General features: G+C 65.1%; 18 protein-coding genes. 16 read left to right on the top strand and 2 right to left on the bottom strand.

What is annotated here, in order from left to right; genetic code table 11:
* Positions 1-24: 24 nt before the first annotated feature.
* From fliF to D3227_RS15095, 16 genes are all read left to right on the top strand, one after another.
* Positions 25-1,671 (top strand): flagellar basal-body MS-ring/collar protein FliF, encoded by a 1,647-nt coding sequence (gene fliF / locus D3227_RS15170; protein ID WP_120014907.1) that lies wholly within the window; start codon positions 25-27, stop codon positions 1,669-1,671.
* A 3-nt stretch (positions 1,672-1,674) separates the two neighbouring features.
* Positions 1,675-2,301, top strand: a complete 627-nt coding sequence (locus D3227_RS15165; RefSeq protein ID WP_120014906.1) for a hypothetical protein — start codon at positions 1,675-1,677, stop codon at positions 2,299-2,301.
* Positions 2,298-3,677 (top strand): MotB family protein, encoded by a 1,380-nt coding sequence (locus D3227_RS15160; protein WP_120014905.1) that lies wholly within the window; start codon positions 2,298-2,300, stop codon positions 3,675-3,677. The genes D3227_RS15165 and D3227_RS15160 overlap by 4 nt, the downstream gene beginning before the upstream one ends.
* A complete protein-coding gene (locus tag D3227_RS15155) occupies positions 3,674-5,131 on the top strand; it encodes a chemotaxis protein MotC (RefSeq protein ID WP_120014904.1) in 1,458 nt (485 codons plus the stop codon). Before D3227_RS15160 ends, D3227_RS15155 begins: the two co-directional genes overlap by 4 nt.
* Positions 5,128-6,516: a flagellar hook-length control protein FliK gene (gene fliK, locus D3227_RS15150; RefSeq protein ID WP_120014903.1), complete on the top strand. Its 1,389-nt coding sequence runs from the start codon at positions 5,128-5,130 to the stop codon at positions 6,514-6,516. The genes D3227_RS15155 and fliK overlap by 4 nt, the downstream gene beginning before the upstream one ends.
* Entirely contained in the window at positions 6,449-7,036 is a 588-nt protein-coding gene (locus D3227_RS15145) for a transglycosylase SLT domain-containing protein (RefSeq protein ID WP_167480711.1), read from the top strand. Before fliK ends, D3227_RS15145 begins: the two co-directional genes overlap by 68 nt.
* A gap of 233 nt (positions 7,037-7,269) precedes the next feature.
* Positions 7,270-7,938, top strand: coding sequence for a response regulator transcription factor (locus tag D3227_RS15140; protein ID WP_120014902.1), 669 nt, complete (start codon positions 7,270-7,272; stop codon positions 7,936-7,938).
* Between the two features lie 95 nt (positions 7,939-8,033).
* On the top strand, positions 8,034-9,287 hold the full coding sequence (locus D3227_RS15135) for a flagellar hook protein FlgE (protein WP_120014901.1): 1,254 nt from the start codon (positions 8,034-8,036) through the stop codon (positions 9,285-9,287).
* A gap of 30 nt (positions 9,288-9,317) precedes the next feature.
* Positions 9,318-10,769 carry a flagellar hook-associated protein FlgK gene (gene flgK, locus D3227_RS15130; protein ID WP_120014900.1) on the top strand — a complete coding sequence of 484 codons (1,452 nt, stop codon included), beginning with the start codon at positions 9,318-9,320 and terminating at the stop codon, positions 10,767-10,769.
* A 3-nt stretch (positions 10,770-10,772) separates the two neighbouring features.
* Complete coding sequence (locus D3227_RS15125) at positions 10,773-11,825, top strand: flagellar hook-associated family protein (protein WP_120014899.1); 1,053 nt, start codon at positions 10,773-10,775, stop codon at positions 11,823-11,825.
* Positions 11,826-11,856: 31 nt separating this feature from the next.
* Positions 11,857-12,204, top strand: a complete 348-nt coding sequence (flaF, locus tag D3227_RS15120) for a flagellar biosynthesis regulator FlaF (protein ID WP_120014898.1) — start codon at positions 11,857-11,859, stop codon at positions 12,202-12,204.
* Positions 12,201-12,644 (top strand): flagellar biosynthesis repressor FlbT, encoded by a 444-nt coding sequence (gene flbT, locus D3227_RS15115; protein ID WP_120014897.1) that lies wholly within the window; start codon positions 12,201-12,203, stop codon positions 12,642-12,644. The genes flaF and flbT overlap by 4 nt, the downstream gene beginning before the upstream one ends.
* Positions 12,644-13,051 (top strand): flagellar hook assembly protein FlgD, encoded by a 408-nt coding sequence (gene flgD / locus D3227_RS15110; RefSeq protein WP_120014896.1) that lies wholly within the window; start codon positions 12,644-12,646, stop codon positions 13,049-13,051. The genes flbT and flgD overlap by 1 nt, the downstream gene beginning before the upstream one ends.
* 27 nt (positions 13,052-13,078) lie before the next feature.
* Positions 13,079-13,345 carry a flagellar biosynthesis protein FliQ gene (gene fliQ, locus D3227_RS15105; protein ID WP_120014895.1) on the top strand — a complete coding sequence of 89 codons (267 nt, stop codon included), beginning with the start codon at positions 13,079-13,081 and terminating at the stop codon, positions 13,343-13,345.
* Between the two features lie 168 nt (positions 13,346-13,513).
* Positions 13,514-15,385: an asparagine synthase (glutamine-hydrolyzing) gene (asnB, locus tag D3227_RS15100; RefSeq protein WP_120014894.1), complete on the top strand. Its 1,872-nt coding sequence runs from the start codon at positions 13,514-13,516 to the stop codon at positions 15,383-15,385.
* 167 nt (positions 15,386-15,552) lie between these two features.
* The gene (locus tag D3227_RS15095; RefSeq protein ID WP_120014893.1) at positions 15,553-17,196 is read left to right on the top strand and encodes an MFS transporter; all 1,644 of its coding nucleotides are present in this window, start codon (positions 15,553-15,555) and stop codon (positions 17,194-17,196) included.
* A 21-nt stretch (positions 17,197-17,217) separates the two neighbouring features.
* Here D3227_RS15095 and D3227_RS15090 read toward each other — a convergent pair whose 3' ends face one another.
* Complete coding sequence (locus D3227_RS15090; protein ID WP_120014892.1) at positions 17,218-18,999, bottom strand: chloride channel protein; 1,782 nt, start codon at positions 18,997-18,999, stop codon at positions 17,218-17,220.
* A 174-nt stretch (positions 19,000-19,173) separates the two neighbouring features.
* Positions 19,174-19,473, bottom strand: a complete 300-nt coding sequence (locus tag D3227_RS15085; RefSeq protein ID WP_120014891.1) for a putative quinol monooxygenase — start codon at positions 19,471-19,473, stop codon at positions 19,174-19,176.
* Between the last annotated feature and the right edge of the window lie 93 nt (positions 19,474-19,566).

Raw genomic sequence — 19,566 nt, 5'->3', positions numbered from 1 at the left:
AGTCTTACTGGGAGCCGTTGAATCGTGCCGGAACAGATCCAGAGCATCATCTCGAATCTCCAGGGATTTGGCGTCAGGCGCCTCGCCATGCTGGGCGGCATCGCCGCGCTTGTCATGGCCGTCATCGGTGTCGCCTCGGTCTATCTCAACCGCCCGGCCTACGAGACGCTCTATGTCGGGCTTGAACGCTCCGACGTGAACCAGATCGGCCTGGTGCTGGGCGAAGCCGGCATCGGCTTCGACGTCGGCCCCGACGGCACCACCGTGCTGGTGCCGGCCGGCACCACCGCGCAGGCGCGCATGCTGCTTGCCGAGAAGGGTCTGCCGACCAGCGCCAATGCCGGTTACGAGCTGTTCGACAATGTCGGCTCGCTCGGCCTGACATCCTTCATGCAGCAGATCACCCGGGTGCGGGCGCTGGAAGGCGAGATCGCGCGCACCATCCAGTCGATTGCCGGCATCAAGGCGGCGCGCGTCCACATCGTCATGTCAGAGCGCGCCAATTTCCGCCGCGACGAACAGCAGCCCTCCGCCTCGGTGGTCATTCGCTATTCCGGCATCGACGCCCAAAAGAGCGCCATGTCGATCCGCCATCTCGTCGCCGCCGCCGTTCCCGGCCTCTCAGCCGACAAGGTGACGGTGCTCGATTCCAACGGCAACCTTCTGGCCGCCGGCGACGACCCGTCCAACACCAGCGCCGCCCGCACGCTGGGCGTCGAGCAGACGGTAGAGGCGCAGATCGGCGACAACATCCGCCGCGCGCTGACCCCCTATCTCGGTCCCGACAATTTCCGTGCCAGCGTCAAGGCCGACGTCAACACCGACACCCGCCAGACCGAAGAGACGATCTTCGATCCGGAGTCGCGCGTCGAACGTTCCGTGCAGTCGGTGCGGGCCAATGAGAACAACAACCAGAAGCAGGCCTCGGCCCCGACCAGCGTCGAGCAGAATCTGCCGGAGACCCAGACCACCAGCACCGAGGGCCCGCAATCCTCCTCCCAGAACGACCGCAAGGAGGAGATCACCAACTACGAAATCAATTCAAAGAAGATCGCCACCGTCTCCAACGGCTATTCGGTCACCAAGATGTCGATCGCCGTCGTCGTCAATCAGCAGCGGCTGGCGACCATCCTCGGCAAGGACGCAACGCCCGAGCAGATAGCCAAACGCGTTGCCGACATCCAGAAGATGGTGGCGTCGGCCACCGGCTTCGACGACAAGCGCGGCGACGTTATCGACGTCTCGGCCGTCGAGTTCATCGACGGGCTGGACGGCGAGCCGATCGAACAGCCTGGCATGCTGGCATCGATCGGAACGCATGCCGGCACCCTCATCAACGCCGGCGCCTTCATCGTCGTGGTGTTCCTGGTGGCTTTCTTCGGTCTGAGGCCGATGGCAGCTGCGCTGACGGCAAAGGCAACGCCAGCCCTCGCCGGTCCGAGCTTCGAGGACGTGCAGCGTTCGCTGCCGACGCCCGAGCCCGCCGCTCTCGAAACGGCGGCCGCTCCGGTCGCCCTGCCGGGCACCCGCCCCGGCTCCACTCCGCTTGACGACCTTCGCCAGAAGATCAGGCCCGCGCCGCAAGACCGCCTTGCCCGCATGGTCGACCTCAATGAGGAGCGCACCGCGCATATCCTGCGCAAATGGGCCGCCCAGGAAGTCGCGGGATAGACCATGGCCTCAGCCGCCCTCTTCGACCTTCTGCCGGATTTCGGCACGCGTGCCCAGCGCGGCGCTCAGCCTCAGGCCGCGAGCGAAGCCGAGCGCAAGCCGGAAGCGCCCGCGCCGCAGGCCGATATCGGCACGCTGATCGCCGAAGCCGTCGCCGAGGCTGAGGCAGCATTGGAAGCGCGTCTTGCCGTCGACCACCAGGCCGTGCTCGACGCCGAGCGCCAGGCCAATATCGAGGAAGCGAAAGCCTTTCTCGACAGCTTCGGCGGCGATCTCGGCACCGCCGTCGCCGCTCGCATCGAGGCGATGGAGGTACGCGTGACCGGCCTTGTCGGCGCCACGGTCGGCCGCATCGTCAGCGGCATCGTCACCGACGAGCTGCAGAAGCGCTCGATCGAGGCTCTTGCCCGCACCATCGGCGAGGCCATCGCCGACTCCGAGGCAGTGCGCATCGCCGTGCGCGGCCCGCTTTCGCTGTTCGAAACGCTGAAGACCTCTCTCGGCCCGCGTGCCGCGCAACTCGACTTTGTCGAGAGTTCAGGTTTCGACCTGACAATTGGCATCGATGAAACGGTCTTCGAGACGCGCATCGCCGAATGGTCGGCTTCCCTGTCCGAGATCCTGTCATGAGCGCTGTCGACGCCGGCGAAGCCAGGCACGAGATCATCATCGTCAAGCGCAATCATGACGACCACGACGACGGCCATCATGGCGGCGTCTGGAAGATCGCGTTTGCCGATTTCATGACCGCCATGATGTGCTTCTTCCTCGTCATGTGGCTGATCAACGCCGCCAACGAGCAGACCAAGGCGGCCGTCGCCAGCTACTTCAATCCGGTCGAGCTGATCGACCGCAATTCCAGCCGCAAGGGACTGGAAGATGTCGGCGATGGCCCGAGCAAGGTCGGGCTGACGGCCGACAACCCGCAGGACGGGGTCAGCAAGGCCGGCGAGGATGGCCAAGGCGCCGCCGGATCTTCGGACCAAAGGCAGACCAAGGAATCTTCGCACAAGTCGGACCGCTCCGACGAACAGATGTTTGCTGACCCCTACGCGGTCCTGTCGGAGATCGCCGCCGACACCGGCGTGATGCAGAACGTCAGCGAGAAGGGCGATGGCGGGGTGCAGAATGCCGGCCCGGCAACCGGTGCCTCCGGCGGCGTATCCTACCGCGATCCGTTCGCGCCGGACTTCTGGTCGCAGCAGGTGGCCGCGCCGGGCGCCGAGGCAAGTGCCGAACGCACCAGGATCGAAGGCGATCCGGTGAAGGCCGGCGACAAGGTCGCACAAAGTCGGGTGCCGAAGGTCAAGGCCGTGCCGCCGGCGCCGCCCGTGACGGCAGCACCTCTAGAGCCATTGGCAAGATCCGCGCCGGACAAGACGGGACCGAAACTGGCGCCGTCCGCAAAGACCGAAGCGGCAAAACCGGAAATCACCGCGAAGGCCGAGCCGGCGTCAAAGAGCGAAAACGCGGCAAAAGTCGAAACCGCTAAGGTCGAGGAGACCGCAAAGACCGATGCCGGCGAAAAGGCGCCGAGCGCCGCTACCGTCAAGGCCGCGGCCGAGGTCAAGCAACAGCTGGCCGAGGCCTTCAAGCCGGGCGACAAGCTGCATGACGGTGTCTCGGTCGAGGCAACCGACAAGGGTGTCGTGATCTCCATCACCGACCAACTCGATTTCGGCATGTTCGAGATCGGCTCGGCCATGCCGAGGCGCGAACTGGTGCTGGCGATGGAGAAGATCGGCCGCATCGTCAACGGCCAGAAGGGCACGATCAGCATCAACGGCCATACCGATGCGCGGCCGTTCCGCAGCGAAACCTACGACAATTGGCGGCTGTCCACGGCGCGAGCCCACTCTGCCTATTACATGCTGGTGCGCGGCGGCGTCGACGAGCGCCGCATCACCGAGGTCGCCGGCTTTGCCGACCGTCAGCCGAAGGATCCGGCCGATCCGATGTCGGCCGCGAACCGCCGCATCGAGATCCTGATGACGAGTGGCGGATGAGAGGTGCGACCGTCATCGGCCGCGCCATCGGCCTGCTGCTGCTGACCGCCGGGCCGCCCTCGACGGGGTTTGCCGAGGAGGCCTTGCAGCCCTATCAACTGGTGCGCTCGCTGCAGCTCATGCAGGATCGCATTGCCGCCGGCGACCATGCGGCGCTGCCGATGCAGGCCAAGCTGCTGGAAATGGTCGACACGCGCCTGCGCGCGGCGGATGCCGAGGATTTCAAGGAGCCGAAGAATTTCCGCGCCTTGCTCGTCTACGGCATGAGCGGCGGCAACCCGGTCACGGTCGAGGCGGCGACTTCGCGCGCCGAGGCGGATCCGCAAAGCCACGCCATCGCCAAGGGCATCATCGACTATCTGAACGGCCGGCCGGCTAAGGCGATAGAGGCGCTGAAGGCGATCGATCCGATGACGCTGCCGAGCGACCTCGGCGCTTTCGTAGCGCTGGTCAAGGGCTCGCTGCTCGCCACCGACGAGCCGGCCGCGGCACTCGCTCTGCTCGACGACGCCCGCCTGCTCAGCCCCGGCACGCTGGTCGAGGAAGCCGCACTTCGCCGCTCCGTCGGCATCGCTGCCGTGCAAGGCGACGCGGCGCGCTTCGCGCTTGCTTCCACCCAGTATGTCGCGAGCTATCTCTATTCGCCCTATGCCAGCCAGTTCGCGGACTCTTTCGTTTCGGGCATCATCACGCTGCACATGGCGATCAGCCAGGACAAGCTCGCCGACATCACCTCGATGATGGATCCCGAACGCGAGAAGGTGATCTATCTGCGTATCGCCCGACGGGCGGCGATCGACGGACTGACGGATCTCTCCACCTTTGCCGCGGCGAGGGCCGAGCAGGGCCGCAACGGCAACAACAACGAGAACGATCCGCGCGCCCAGCTCTACTCCAGCCTGTCCACCGTGACGTCGGGCACGATCGGCGACGTGCGCGCCAAGCTGGGCAAGATCGACCGCAGCAGGCTTTCGCAAAGCGACCGCGACTTGCTCGACGCCGCGCAAGCCATTGCCGGCGAAATGGTCGCGCCGCCCGCCGCTCTCCCCGCCGAAGAACCCGTCCCTGCCGCGGCAGTGCCGAGATCCGAGACCGAGATCGCCGCCGCAGACAAGTCCGACGAGGCTGGCCTGCCGCCGGTCGAAGGCGTGATGTCCGAGCAACCGGCGTTGGAAGCATCCGCCCCTGCCGCAAAGCCGTCGGAGGCGCCGGCCGTGGTCGCCGTATCGCCGGATGCATCGGCAGCGGCTCCTGCCTCCCCGGCGGCGCCGGCGCAGGGCTCCGCACCTGCCGCTGCACTGGCCGCGTCCACCGATGCGCCGGCGCCGCAATCGGCATCGGCATCGGCATCGGCTACCGGCCTCGATCCGCACGATCCCACCGACGCGGCGATGATCAACACGCGCCATCGACTCGACCTGATCGACCAGATGCTTGGAGCCGCTCCGAAATGACCACCAGCCTCGGCCAAGCCCTTCCGGGACTTGTTTCCACGCGCGCGCCGTCCAAGGCGGCGGCGAACAGCAGCAGCGAGACGTCAAGCTTCGACGACATGGTGCGCGGCACCGAAAAGCCGGCCAGGCCAGAAGGCCAGCCGACCGACCGCGCAGTGCAGGGCGCACGATGGGTCAAGGGTGCGTCGGTGAACCTTGGCAAGGTGCAGCCCGACCACGAACCGTCAGCCAAAGCTGCTACGCCTAAGCAGTCCGCCGGCAGGATCCCGAAGGAGGATGCCGACACCAATACGGGCAAGACAGCCGACGACGCGGAACCGGCCGTGCAAGGCGCGAATGTGGCACCGCTTCAGGACCGCCTGCCATTGCTGATGGCCCTGCATGACATCCGGCAATTCTCGGCGGCGGCCAAGACGGAAGGAAGCGCGGCCACGACCGACGGGGAGACAACCGAGCCGACGCTCGAAAGCCAGCCACCGTCCGCGCAGCAGCTTTCCTCCTTGAAGAAATCCCGCTCGAGCTCCGGCCCCGATGCGCACGATGCCGGCTCCGTCTCAAAGTCCGAACGCACCGCCAACGGTGTGAGCCTTCCAGGGCAGCTCCGGCAGCCGGACGTCGTCGGTTCCGTCCTCAAGGGGCCACCGCGTCCAGATGACGAGACAACGATCCTGCCGAAGGACCAGACGGCGACAGAGCCGGCATCGCCGGCAAAGCGGTCCGCGCCTGGGTCGAAGAGCCTTGAAGCCATCAGATCGGCAATGCCCTCCGAACAGGGAAAACAGGCTACGTCCGCCGCTCGCATCGATGTCGTCGCCGAGCAAAGCTTCCCGGCGCCGGCGCAAAGCCCTATGAGCCAGACGACATCGGTCCTGATTGACGCCATCGCGTCCGACAGCAGCCTGCGTCAGGCGTTTTCGACGGCCTCCACGAGCCCGCAGACGGCCAGCTCTGTTGCCGTTCCGACACATATTCTGAAGATCGAGCTTCACCCGGCCGAGCTTGGCATGGTCACCGCCAGCCTGCGGCTTGCCGGCGAGCAGCTTTCGATCGAATTGAAGCCCGAAACCCACGAGGCATACCGCCGTCTGGCGGCCGACAGCGCGGCCATCGTCAAGTCGTTGCGCGGGCTCGGCTTTGACGTCGACAAGGTCGCGATCCTGCAACCTTCGATAGCAGTGCCTACGGTCGCCCGCGCCGATGCAAGCAGTTCCCTGCCGATGTCGACGGGGCGTGAACAGTCCGCTTTTCAGTCCGGCGACCCGAGCGGCGGCAACGCCGGTTCCGGTGGTCAGCAGCCGGGAAGGAACTACCCCAATGATGCACAGGAAATCGGCCGTGCTGTTTCGCCTGCTCGCGAGCGCACTGGCGACGGTATGTTTATCTAGCGTCGCCGCCGGCGCCGCGAACGCGGCCGGCAACCCTTGCGAGCCGGAGATCCTGCGCGCCGCCGACCGTTACGGCGTACCCGCCGGCATCCTCTATGCCGTCGGACTGACCGAAACCGGCAACAAGGGCAGCCTCCGGCCTAACGCCTTGAACATAGAGGGAAAAGCTGTATTCCCCAGGAGCCGGGCCGAGGCCTTGGCAACGTTCGAGACTGCCCGCCGCGAAGGCAAGACGCTGATCGATCTCGGCTGCATGCAGATCAACCACCACTATCACGCCTCACATTTCAGCAGCGCCGGCGACATGCTCGACCCGCGCCAGAACGTCGACTACGCGGCGCGGTTCCTGGCCAGTCTCCATGCCCGTCACCTGACCTGGTCGATGGCGGTGGCCCGCTACCATGCCGGGCCCGACAACGATCCCGCGCAGAAGATCTATGTCTGCCGCGTCATCGCCAACATGGTCGCCACCGGCTTCGGCAAGTGGACAGCCAACGCTCGCGGTTTCTGCAACCAATAGTTGCTAACTGGGTGACAGTCACACCGGCTTCCCCAACCATGCTGAAGGCAGACGCGTCCCCGCAAGACTTAGCTGCCGATACACCGCCGACGCACCCATGCGACCGCGCTTATTTACGCGTCCCAAAAAAACTCCCAAGAAAATAGCTACAAGAAATGACGGTTGTTCAGGATTCCCGCCACCGGATACGCCTTTTTCTACGGGGCAAATGAGCTGATTCGGAGGGCGGGCCGATGATCGTGATCGTTGACGAGCGAGAGCTCGTAACTGAAGGCTACAACTCACTTTTCGATCGCGAAGGCGTCGCCTGTGCCGGCTTCGCTCCAGGCGAATTCGGGGAATGGGTGAACTCGGCGGCCGACATCGATCTGCGCTCGGTCAGAGCCTTCCTCATCGGCGACTGCCGCGAAGGTGCAATCTCTCCACGCCAGATCCGTGACCGCACCGGCGCACCTGTCATTGCGCTGAGCGAGCAGCACTCGCTCGAAAACACGCTGCGCTTGTTCGAGAGCGGCGTCGACGACGTCATCCGCAAGCCGGTCCACATCCGCGAAATCCTGGCCCGCATCACCGCCATCCGCCGCCGCGCTCAGGAAGACGTCGCCTATACCGAGGTCGGCTCGATGCGCATCTTCATGGATGGCCGCGATCCCGAGATCGAAGGCCAGCCGTTGCCCTTGCCGCGCCGCGAACGCCGCATCCTCGAATATCTGGCCAGCAATCGCGGACGGCGCGTCACCAAGACCCAGGTCTTCAACGCCATCTACGGCATCTTCGACGAGGAGGTCGAGGAGAACGTGGTGGAAAGCCATATCAGCAAGCTGCGCAAGAAGCTGCGCGAAAAGCTCGGCCACGACCCGATCGATTCCAAGCGCTTCCTCGGCTACCGGCTGGTGTTCTGATGTCTGTGCCCGCCAGCCTCGCGCAAGACAAAGGGCATAGGCTCGCGACCACTGTCATGGACCCCACTCTCACGGGGCATTGAGGAGACGTTTCGATGAGCCTGTACGGAATGATGCGGACCGGCGTTTCCGGTATGAACGCGCAGGCAAACCGCCTGTCGACCGTCGCCGACAACATCGCCAATTCCGACACCACCGGCTACAAGCGCTCCTCTGCCGAATTCTCGACACTGGTGATGCCGAGCACCGGCGGCGCCTACAATTCGGGCGGCGTCACCACCACGATCCGGTCCTCTATCAGCGCCCAGGGCGTGCTGCAGTACACCACATCGGTGTCGGACCTGGCTGTCAACGGCGATGGTTTCTTTGTCGTGCAGGATCCGAGCGGAACGCCTTTCCTCACCCGCGCCGGCGCCTTCGTTCCGGATGCCGAAGGCAAGCTGGTCAATGCCGCCGGCTACCAGCTGATGGCCTACAGCTACGCCAACGGTGTGCCGGCCGCTACCGCCAACGGCTTCGAGGGCCTCGTGCCGGTGCAGATCTCCGACCAGGAGATGACCGCGACCCCAAGCACCGAGGGCACCTTCACCGGCAATCTGCCGGCGAACTCCACCCCGCCCTCCGGCGCCCTGCCCTCCACCAACAGCCCGACGGCCGAATACACCTCGAAATCGTCGCTGGTGGCTTACGACAATCTCGGCAATAAGGTGCTGCTCGACGTCTATTTCACCAACACCGGAACGGGCACCTGGGAAGTCTCGGTCTTCGATCAGTCCCAGGCCACCGCCGGCACCTCCTTCCCTTATACGGGTGGCGCGCTGGGCTCGGCCAACCTGACCTTCGACACGACCACAGGCAAGCTCACCGGCGCCGTCGACAGCGTCTCTTTCACCGTGCCTAACGGCGCGGCCATGAACCTCGATCTGGCCAAGCTCACCCAGCTCGGCACCGGCTATACGGTCTCCGATGCGACGGTCAACGGCAACGCGCCCAGCACCATCGAGAAGATCGATATCGGCTCGGATGGCGTCATCTACGCGCAATATGAGGACGGCTCCACCAAGCCGCTCTACAAGATCCCGCTGGCTGACGTGACCAGCCCCGACCGCCTCACCGCCTTGCCTGGCAACGTCTATTCGCAGAGCGCGGATTCCGGCGCGGTGCGCATCGGCTTCGCCAATGAAGGCAAGCTCGGCTCGATCGTCTCCGGCGCACTCGAGAATTCCAACGTCGACATCGCCGAGGAACTCACCAACATGATCGCGGCGCAGCGCAGCTACACCGCCAATTCGAAAGTATTCCAGACGGGTTCCGACCTGATGGACGTCCTTGTCAACCTGAAGAGATAAACGACGGGCGTCCGCCCGTGAAAGAGCCGCATGTCGCTGTCTTCCGCATTGAGCATCGCCCAGTCGTCGCTTCTGGCTACGTCAAAACAGACCAGCATCGTCTCCCGCAACGTCGCCGATGCCTCCAATCCGGATTACGCCCGCCGCACCGCGGTCATCACCAGCACGGCGCCCGGCGCCCGTTCGGTCGAGATCCAGCGGGCGGCCAACGACCTTCTGTTTCGCCAGAACCTCAGCGCGCTCTCGGCATGGAGCGGCCAGAGCGCGCTCTACAACGGCATGGACCAGCTGGATCTCGCTGTGAACGGCGTCGACAACGCCTCCTCGCCTTCAACCGCGATCGCCAATCTGCAGAATGCGCTGCAGCTCTACGCGACGACGCCGTCCAACCAGAATCTCGGCGCCAGCGTCATCGACGCAGCCAAGGATGTCGTACGCTCGCTGAACGACGGCGCCACGGCGATCCAGGATTTTCGCACCCAGACCGACCGCCAGATCGCCACCGCCGTCGATGACCTCAACTCGCTGCTCAGCCAGTTCCAGGACGCCAACAAGTCCGTCATCTCCGGAACCCGTTCGGGCACCGACGTGTCCGACGCGCTCGACCAGCGCGACGCGCTGCTGAAGAAGATTGCCGAATATGTCCCCGTCTCGACCTTTACGCGCGGCGACAACGACATGGTCATCACCACCAACGACGGCACGACGCTGTTCGAGACCGTGCCGCGCTCGGTGAGCTTCACGCCGTCAGCCGGCTACACCGCCGGCACCCCTGGCAACACCATCTATATCGACAACGTGCCGGTCTCCGCCGGCACCGGCGGCAACACCAGCGCCGTCGGCAAGCTCGCCGGCCTGATCACCTTGCGCGACAGCGTCGCCGCAACCATGCAGAGCCAGCTCGACGAGACCGCGCGCGGTCTCATCAGCGCCTTCGCCGAAACCGCGCCGTCCCAGACCGATGCGGCCGGCCTGTTCACCTGGTCCGGCGCGCCCGCCGTGCCGGCGGCCGGCACGCTGGTCAATGGCCTTGCCGGTTCGATCAGCGTCAACACGGCGATGGATCCGAGCGCCGGCGGCGACCCGGCGCTGCTGCGCGACGGCGGCGCCAACGGCGCGGCCTATATCCTCAACACCAGCGGCTCATCCTATTCCGACCTTTTGATCGCCTATGGCGACAGGCTCGACCAGCCGATGGTCTTCGATGCCGCCGCCGGCATCACGACGACATCAAGCGTCTCCGACTATGCCGCCAACGCCATCGGCTGGTTCGAAGGCGTGCGCCAGCAGGCCTCGACGACCGCCGACGCCAAGGAAGCGCTGGCCACGCGCACGGCCGAGGCGCTGTCCAACGACACCGGCGTGAACGTCGACCAGGAAATGTCGCTGCTGCTCGATCTCGAACACACCTATCAGGCCTCTGCGCGCATGATGAAGACCGTCGACGACATGCTGTCAGCCCTGCTCGATGCAGTGGGATAATCCATGAAAGCCACATCCGTCTCCTCAGCTGCAATGTCCAATGCCATGCGCTATCAGCAGATGCGCATGCAGGCCGACCTGGTCAAGGCGACGAAAGAGGCGTCGACCGGTCAGGTCGCCGATGTCGGGCTGGCGCTGGGCGGGCGCACGACCCAGGCCGTGACCTTCCAGCGCGATCTCGACCGGCTGAACGGCATCATTGATTCCAATGCGCTGGTCGCCGCCCGGCTCACATCGACCCAGGATTCGCTTGGCCAGCTCTCCGATGTCGCGCAGAGTTTCCTCTCGGCCCTGACCAGCGCCGTATCTGGCGATTCCTCGACCAGCATCACCCAGTCCGCCGGCGCCTCGGCGCTGCAACAGATGACGGGAATCCTCAACACCGGCGTGAATGGCGAGTATCTGTTTGCCGGCACCAACACCGACGTCAAGCCGATCGATGATTTCACCGCCGCCGGCTCCCCCGCCAAGGCTGCCTTCGACGCTTCCTTCGTCGCCTATTTCGGTTTCGCGCAGGGCGATCCGGCCGCGGCCGGCATCACCGCTGCCCAGATGGATGATTTCATCACCACAAGCGTCGAGCCGCAGTTCCTCGGCTCGGGCTGGCAAGGCACTTGGTCGAACGCCACCGATGAGCAGATCACCAGCCGCATCGCGCTCAACGAAACCACCGAAACCTCGGTCAGCGCCAATGAAGAAGGCATCCGCAAGCTCGCCATGGCATCGGCCATGGTCACCAGCCTGCTTTCCAGCAGCACTATCAGCCAGGCGGCGAGGACTTCGGTCACCAGCCGCGCCCAAACGCTGGTCGGCGAGGCCATCGGCGGACTTGTCCAGGTGCGGTCCGAGGCCGGCCTCGCCCAGAACCGCGTGTCCGACGCCACCGACCGCATGAAGACGCAGGTCGATCTGTTCGAGAAGCATATCATCGACCTCGTAGGCGTCGATCCCGCCGAAGCCGCGACCCGCGTCGCCGACCTGACGCAGCATATCGAGACGTCCTTCGCGCTGACGGCGCGCCTGCAGCAACTCAGCCTGTTGAACTACCTGACCTGAAACCACCCACCGGAACGGCAGAGCTCCCAAGATGTACCAATTCTCCTACGCCGACATCCAGACCGACTCCGTCGCCGACGCAAAGGACCGGGAGCGGCAGCTGCTCACCCGCTCGATCGACATGCTGGCGGCGGCGGCGGCCGTCGGCCATGGTTCGATGCAAGCAGCCGAGGCGCTGCACTTCACCAACCGGGTATGGACAACCTTTGTCGAGGATCTCGGCTCGAGCGACAATGCATTGCCCAAGGAACTACGCGCCAACCTGATCTCCATCGGTCTGTGGCTGCTGCGCGAAGCCGAGGACATCCGCCAGGGCCGCACCAACAATTTCGAAGGCCTGATCGAAGTGTCCCAGATCATCCGGGACGGCATTCAATGACCAACACGCTGAAGATATCGCTGAAGCCGAACGAGAAGATCTACATCAACGGCGCCGTCATTCGCGTCGACCGCAAGGTCGCCATCGAGCTGATGAACGACGTGCAGTTCCTGCTCGAAAGCCATGTCATCCAGGCCGACGAGGCGTCGACACCGCTCAAGCAGCTTTATTTCATCCTGCAGGTCATGCTGATGAACCCGCAGGCGGCCGCCGAGGCGCGCGACATGTTCCGCCGCTCGCTGCCCATGCTGCTGGCGAGTTTCGAGGACGAACGGATCTGCAGCGCGCTGAAGCAGATCGACCGAATGGTCGGCGAGGATCATATCTATGAGGCGCTGAAGGCGATCCGGGCGCTTTATCCACTCGAACGCCGCGCGCTTGGCGGCAATGACGATGTTGCGGGTGCGCCGCGCTCGCTGGCCGTGGGAGCCCGACACTAATGACCGTTGACATGACGACCACCATACCGACCGGCGCCAATTCGACCACCACTTCGACCTCCAAGACTGCGGTCGACTATCAGTCGTTCCTGAAGCTGCTGATCGCCGAGATGAAGAACCAGGATCCGACCAAGCCGATGGATTCGACGCAGTATGTCGCCCAGCTCGCCACCTTCTCGCAGGTCGAGCAATCGGTGCAGACCAACACCAAGCTTGACCAGATCATGCAGTCCTCGGCATTGTCGCAGGCCGATGCCTTGATCGGCCGTTCGATAACCTCCGCCGACGGCAACACATCAGGCACCGTGGCCTCGGTGCGCCTCGCCAGCAGCGGTCTTATCGCGGTGCTGGAGAACGGCACGGAAGTTCCGGTGACCTCGGGCGTCTCGGTCAAGGCCGCCAGCTGACGCCGACATCAAGCCGGGGTCCATCGCATGAACGAGGCCGACGCCCTTGATATCGTCCAATACGCGGTGTGGACGGTGCTGACCGCATCCGCTCCCGTGGTGCTGGTGGCGATGGCGGTCGGCATCGGCATCGCCTTGATCCAGGCCCTGACGCAGATCCAAGAAATCACCCTGACCTTCGTGCCCAAGATCGTCGCCATAATGCTGGTGGTGGCGTTGACCGGCCCGTTTATCGGCGGCCAGATATCGGCCTTCACCAACGTCATCTTCGAGCGCATCGAAAACGGCTTCTAGCGCGGGGTTAGCCGGCTCATACACAGGGGCAGAAATCCTGCAACGGCTTGCGGCTGGCCGCGTTCCAGCTAGATTGCCTGCCGGGTCGGCCAACAGCTCGGCCCCCGATGTTTTCAGCCTTGGTGATTCCCGGAAAACCATGGACCAGGCAAGACCGGCAGGCAGGCCATGTGCGGAATAGCCGGCGTCTGGCGAAAGCGCGACCCGATCGGCATCGCTGACCTTTCGGACATCGCCCGCATGATGCAGGCGCTGGCACATCGCGGTCCGGACGACCACGACAGCTGGAGCAGCGGGCGGCTCGCCTTGGGTCACCGCAGGCTTGCCATCATCGACCCCTCGCCCGCTGCCCGCGAGCCGATGCTGACCGCATGCGGTCAGGGCGTGCTGGTCTACAATGGCGAAGTCTACAATTACCGGACGCTGCGCCAGGTCCTCGAGGCGGAGGGTCGCGTCTTTCGCTCCGTCTCCGACGCGGAAGTGGTTCTGCAGGCCCTGCATCACTGGGGCCCGGAGAAGGCCGTGCCGCTATTCGACGGCATGTTTTCCTTCGCCTATTTCGACGTGCGCAGTTCCGCATTGTGGCTTGCCCGCGACCGGCTCGGCATCAAGCCGATGTCGGTTGCCGAGACAGGCGGACGGATCCTGTTTGCGTCGGAGGACAAGGCAATCCTTGCCTGCGAGGGTTTCCCGTGCCGCGTCGACGCGCGCGAGATCACCTTGCGGCTCGCGTGGCAGAGCCGCGACTCCAGCTACAGCCTGTTCGAGGGGATCGAGCGGCTGCCGCCCGCCGGCCTGTGGAAGATCACCGATGGCGGCATTGAGAAGCGCCGCTTCTGGCATGTACTCGATGTGCTGGAGACGGCGCGCATCACCGGCGATACCGCCTCCGATGCGGTGCAGATGGCGACGCTCCAGACACTGCTCGAAGACAGCGTCGAGCTTCACTGCATTGCCGACACCAGCATCGCCGCGGCCTGCAGCGGCGGGGTCGATTCCGGCCTGATCACCGCACTGGCGAAGCGGTTCAGGCCAGAAATCCACGGCTATGTCGTCGACCCCCTTCTCGGCCACAGCGAGGCCGCGAACGCCGAACGGACCGGCCGCCATGTCGGCGTCAGCCTGCGCCGGGTGCCGGTCGACAGGAACCGGTTCTTCGAGCTCTGGCCAAAAGTGATCTGGCATCTCGAAAGCGACGGCTGGCATGCAAGCCATGTCGGGCTAATGGCGATGGCCGAACAGTGTCGGGCCGACGGCGTCAAGGTTCTGCTGACCGGCGAAGGCGCCGACGAGCTTTTTGGCGGCTACGCGTGGCAGGCCTCAAGCATGAGAGCCTGGCGTGCGTGGTCCTGGCCGGCGCGGCTGTTTCGCTCGAAGCGCTGGCTGGACCGGAAATTTCAGCGCCTTCGCCAGGCGCCATTCAGCAGGTCGATCGGCCATGGCGGAGGCTGGAGCCACAATGCGGTCCTGCGGGCCTTGTCGCCGGACCTGAATTTCCTGCAGCCCGAAATCTTCGACCGGCTTCAGCCGGTGACGCCACTGACCGACCGAGCCTTCCTGGGAAGCTGCTTCTTCGACATGTACTCGCATTTGCAGGACCTGCTGCACCGGCACGACCGGCTGAGCATGGCGGCCTCGGTGGAACTCAGGGTTCCGTTCCTCGAAAACCGGTTGATCGACTACGCGATCCATCTGCCGAGGCGCCACAAATACCGCGACAAAACCGGAAAATGGCTTTTGAAGAAGGTCGCCGAAAAACACATCCCGCGCGAAAACATCCATGCGCCCAAGGTCGGCTTCGAGATCTCGCCCCACTTCACCGCCGGCATTCATGGTCTGCTGCGTGGCGGGTTCTTGCGCGATGCGATGAAATGGCCTGCCGCTTCCATCGACGATTTTGTCGGGCTGGCCAGGCGTGACGTGGCCTCGAGGCTGAGGCTTGTCGGCATGGAACTCTTCCTGCGCCTCCATGCCGGCGGCGAGACGACGGAAAAACTCACCGAGACACTGCACGCCGCGGCCAGGAATGATCAGACGTAAATTGGTCCAGAGCGGCAAGACCTTTGGATTAGTTGCGTCCGGACGTATTTTTGCCGTGCTATCCTGTTGTTGGACCATGGCCTTTTTCGAAGTGGTGTTCGTCTGCTCAGCCTCCATGGGTGGCATGACGGTGAGGGGTACGGACGTAATCAGGCGGGACAGTATTGATGATCGATGACGAGCCGGGCGGCGAACGCGTCTCGGCGCTGGCGCCCTTCCGGCACGGCATTTTCCGGGCCGTATGGTCGGCCAGCCTGGTGTCGAATTTCGGCGGCCTAATCCAGGGCGTCGGCGCCGCCTGGATGATGACCTCGATCGCCACCTCGTCCTATCAGGTCGCGCTCGTCCAGGCCTCGACCACCTTGCCGATCATGCTGTTTGCGCTGGTTGCGGGCGCCATCGCCGACAGCTTCGACCGTCGCAAGGTGATGCTGGTCGCACAGACTTTCATGCTGGTCGTTTCGGTGCTTCTGACCATCTTCACTTACCTCGGCTTGATAACGCCGTGGACGCTTCTTGCCTTCACCTTCCTGATCGACAGCGGCACGGCGCTGAACAATCCGTCATGGCAGGCCTCGGTCGGCGATATGGTGCCGCGCGCCAAGCTGCCGGCAGCCGTCGCGCTGAACTCACTGGGCTTCAATCTGACGCGCAGCGTCGGCCCGGCGATCGGCGGCATTATCGTCGCCGCGGCGGGTGCTGCCGCCGCTTTCGCCGCCAACGCATTGAGCTATGTCGGCCTGATCATCGTGCTGTTTCGCTGGAAGCCGGATTTGCCGGTGTCGACGCTGCCGCGCGAGACGCTGGGAGCGGCGATGGGCGCCGGCCTGCGCTATGTCGCCATGTCGCCCAACATCGGCAAGGTCCTGGTCAGGGGGTTTGCCTTCGGCTTCAGCGCCGGCGCGGTACTCGCCTTGCTGCCGCTGGTGGCGCGCGATGTCGTCAAGGGCGACGCCCTGACCTACGGCATCATGCTCGGCGCCTTCGGCATCGGCGCGGTCGGCGGGGCGCTGATCAGCGTGCGGCTGCGGCAGTTGCTGTCGAGCGAGACGATGGTGCGCATGGCTTTCGCCGGCTTCGCCGTGTGCGCTTTCAACGCCGCCATCAGCGACCACGCCTGGCAGACCTCGCTCGGACTGCTCGTCGGCGGCGCCTGCTGGGTGATCGCGCTGTCGCATTTCAACGTCACGGTGCAGATGTCGACACCGCGTTGGGTGGTCGGCCGGGTGCTCTCGGTCTACCAGACGGCGACCTTCGGCGGCATCGCGCTGGGCAGTTGGATCTGGGGCGTCGTCGCCGACGCGCATGGCGCCGAGACCGCGCTGATCGTGGCAAGCATCGCAATGCTGGCGGGCGGCGCCATCGGCCTTTTCCTGCCGTTGCCGCAGCAGGCGGTGCTCAATCTCGATCCGCTCAACCGCTTCAAGGAGCCGCCTCTCGGGCTCGACCTCAAGCCGCGCAGCGGCCCGATCGCCATCATGATCGAATACATCATCCGTGACGAGGACGTGCCGGAGTTCCTTGCCACCATGGCCGAGCGCGGCCGCATCCGCCGCCGCGACGGTGCCCGCAACTGGACATTGGCGCGCGACCTCGAAAATCCGGCGATCTGGATCGAGCACTACCACACGCCGACCTGGCTCGAATACATCCGCCACAACAGGCGCGCCACCCATGCCGACGCCGTCATCGGCGAGCGCATACGGGCGCTGCACAGCGGCAGCGAGCCGCCCCGCGTCCGGCGCATGATCGAGCGGCCGACGACCGCCGGCACCGCGCTGGTCATGGCGAAGGGGCCGATCGAGCATTGATCGGGCCGGCACGATCTCTGGCTAGCCCTCGCCCGAGAGATCCCGCCGCGCCTTGTCGAGTTCTTCGGCATAGCGCCGCATCAGATGGCTTTCGGTCAGAAGCCCAAGCACGACGCGGTCGGCGAAATCCTCGACCACGGCCAGTTCTTCCGCGCCGGCGCGCTGGAAGGTTTCGGCCGCCGACTGGACGTTCATGGTCGGCACCAGCACCGCATCCTTGAACTGGGCAAGCGAGCGTACCGGCGTCTCGCCGTTGGACAGTTCGCTGTGCAGTTCGGCCACGATAAGCACGCCGACATAGTGCCGGCCCTCATCGACGGCGATGACGCGCTGCGCCGAGCCGAGTGGTATTTCCTTGCGGAATGCGCCAAGCGTCGTCGACGCGTCGATGGTTCGCACATCCTTGCGCATCATCGACCCGACGGTGAGGCTGCGCATCCAGCCGACGTCGTGTGCGCTGCGGATCGTCTCGCCGCGCAAATGGAAGCGCCAGGTCGAGAACGAATAGCCGAAGGTTTCGCGCACCAGGATCGCCGCCATGATCGAAGCCGCCAGCACGACGCCGGTCAGCGTCAGGTCGCGCGTCGATTCCAGCGCCAGGAACGTCATGGTCAGCGGTCCACCGACGACGCCGACGGCAAGCGAGGTCATGCCGACGACAGCGGCGACGGCCGGATCGATCCCGGTAGCCGGCGAGACGACGGCCATCACGCCGGCAAAGATCTTGCCGAGCAGCGCGCCGAGGAACAACGAGGCGAAGAACAGGCCGCCACGAAAGCCCGAGCCCAGCGAGATCGCCGACGCCGCCAGCTTCAGCACGAAGACGCTGGCGACGACGGCGATGCCGTAGTTCATCGCGAACTCGCGATGCAGCGCGCCATGGCCGCTGGACAGGACCTGCGGCGTGACCAGCCCCAGCAGCCCGACAAGGATGCCGCCGATGAAGGGCCGCAGCGAGGCGTCGATCGAGAGCCTGGCAAAGCCGCGCTCGATCAGGCTGACCAAATGCATGATGGCGATGGAGGCAGCGCCGCCCAGAAGCCCGAGCAGCAGGAACGGCAGGTACTGGCTGGCGGTGAGTGCGGGCAGGCCGGCAAGCTCCAGCGGAAAGGGCACGCCGCCAAAGACCTCGGCGGTCAGCGAAGCGCAGATCGCCGCGGTCATCACCGGCGCGACATTGGCGACAGAGTAGATGCCGATGACCAGCTCGAACCCGTAGAAGGCTCCCGTCAGCGGTGCATCAAAGGCGGCGGCGATCGCACCTGCCGCGCCGCAGCCGACCAGGATACGCACGTCATTGCGACGCAGCCTGAGCGCACGCGCCAGCCGCGATGCCAGCCCGGAGCCGACCTGCGTGTAGCCGGCCTCCAGGCCGACCGAAGCGCCGAAGCCGCTCGAGATGATCGTCTGCCCGGCGATGATGAAAGTGTCGGTGAGCGACATGCGTCCACCGTAAAGCGCATTGGCCTCGATCGGATCGACCGGGGTGCGGAACTTTCGCTTCCGCAGCCAGACCACCGACAGACCGAGCAGGATGCCGCCGATCGCCGGGATCGCCGCCTGAACCGGGTCGGACAAGGAAAACATCGCCGACAGCCGGCCGCCCGGCTGGACGCCGAACAGCAGCCCATGCATGCCCTGCACCATCTGGCTCATCGCCGTGACCAGCACGCCCGCCATCACGCCCACGACACCGGCCAGGACGACGATCACGATGCCGCGCGCCTCGAGCAGCGGGATCGATCTGATCAGCACCGCGCGAAGCCGGCGGGCATAGACTTGAGGTTCGTTTCTGGAAAGCACTGGAACGGCTCGCCGTAGGGCAAGAGGTGGAAAGCTGCCGCCTGATACGCCCGGCAACACTGCGTGGCAACCGCAATGCCGACTGCTTGTGGCGCCATTTTGGCACCGGCGCGGGCAATGCACCCCGAACCTCAGCGGCGGGGAGCCGGCATCGCCGAGACTGTCTTCGATCGATCAGGTCGCTTTGGCATCGCCCGCTTCGTAGAGCATCAGATTGCGATCGCGGATGCCGAGTGCCGCCCAGCTTGCACGCCAGTCCGCGATATGCGCCGACCTGAAATGCGCGTCGAGCGCGGCCCGATCGCTCCAGACTTCCGAGACGTGGATGAGCCCCGCGTCGAGGACATCCTGCGCATAGGAGTATTCGATGCAGCCGGGCTCGGCGCGGCTGGCGGAGATCATCCGCTGCATGGCCGGTCTTGCCTCGGCGAGCTTGTCCGGCGGCAAACGGACCGTGCCGATGATCAGGAGCATGCGATTCCCTTCTTCTCTCAGGGTGCTTTCTCCCACCCTCGCGCAAGCTTGGCCAGCTAGGCTCACAAGGCTGTCGCGCGCGGCAGGCTTATG

The organism is Mesorhizobium waimense, from assembly GCF_003601975.1.
Taxonomy (GTDB): Bacteria; Pseudomonadota; Alphaproteobacteria; order Rhizobiales; family Rhizobiaceae; genus Mesorhizobium; species Mesorhizobium waimense.
Note: the sequence above shows the minus strand (reverse complement) of the source record. Positions and strands in the feature narration are given on the sequence as shown.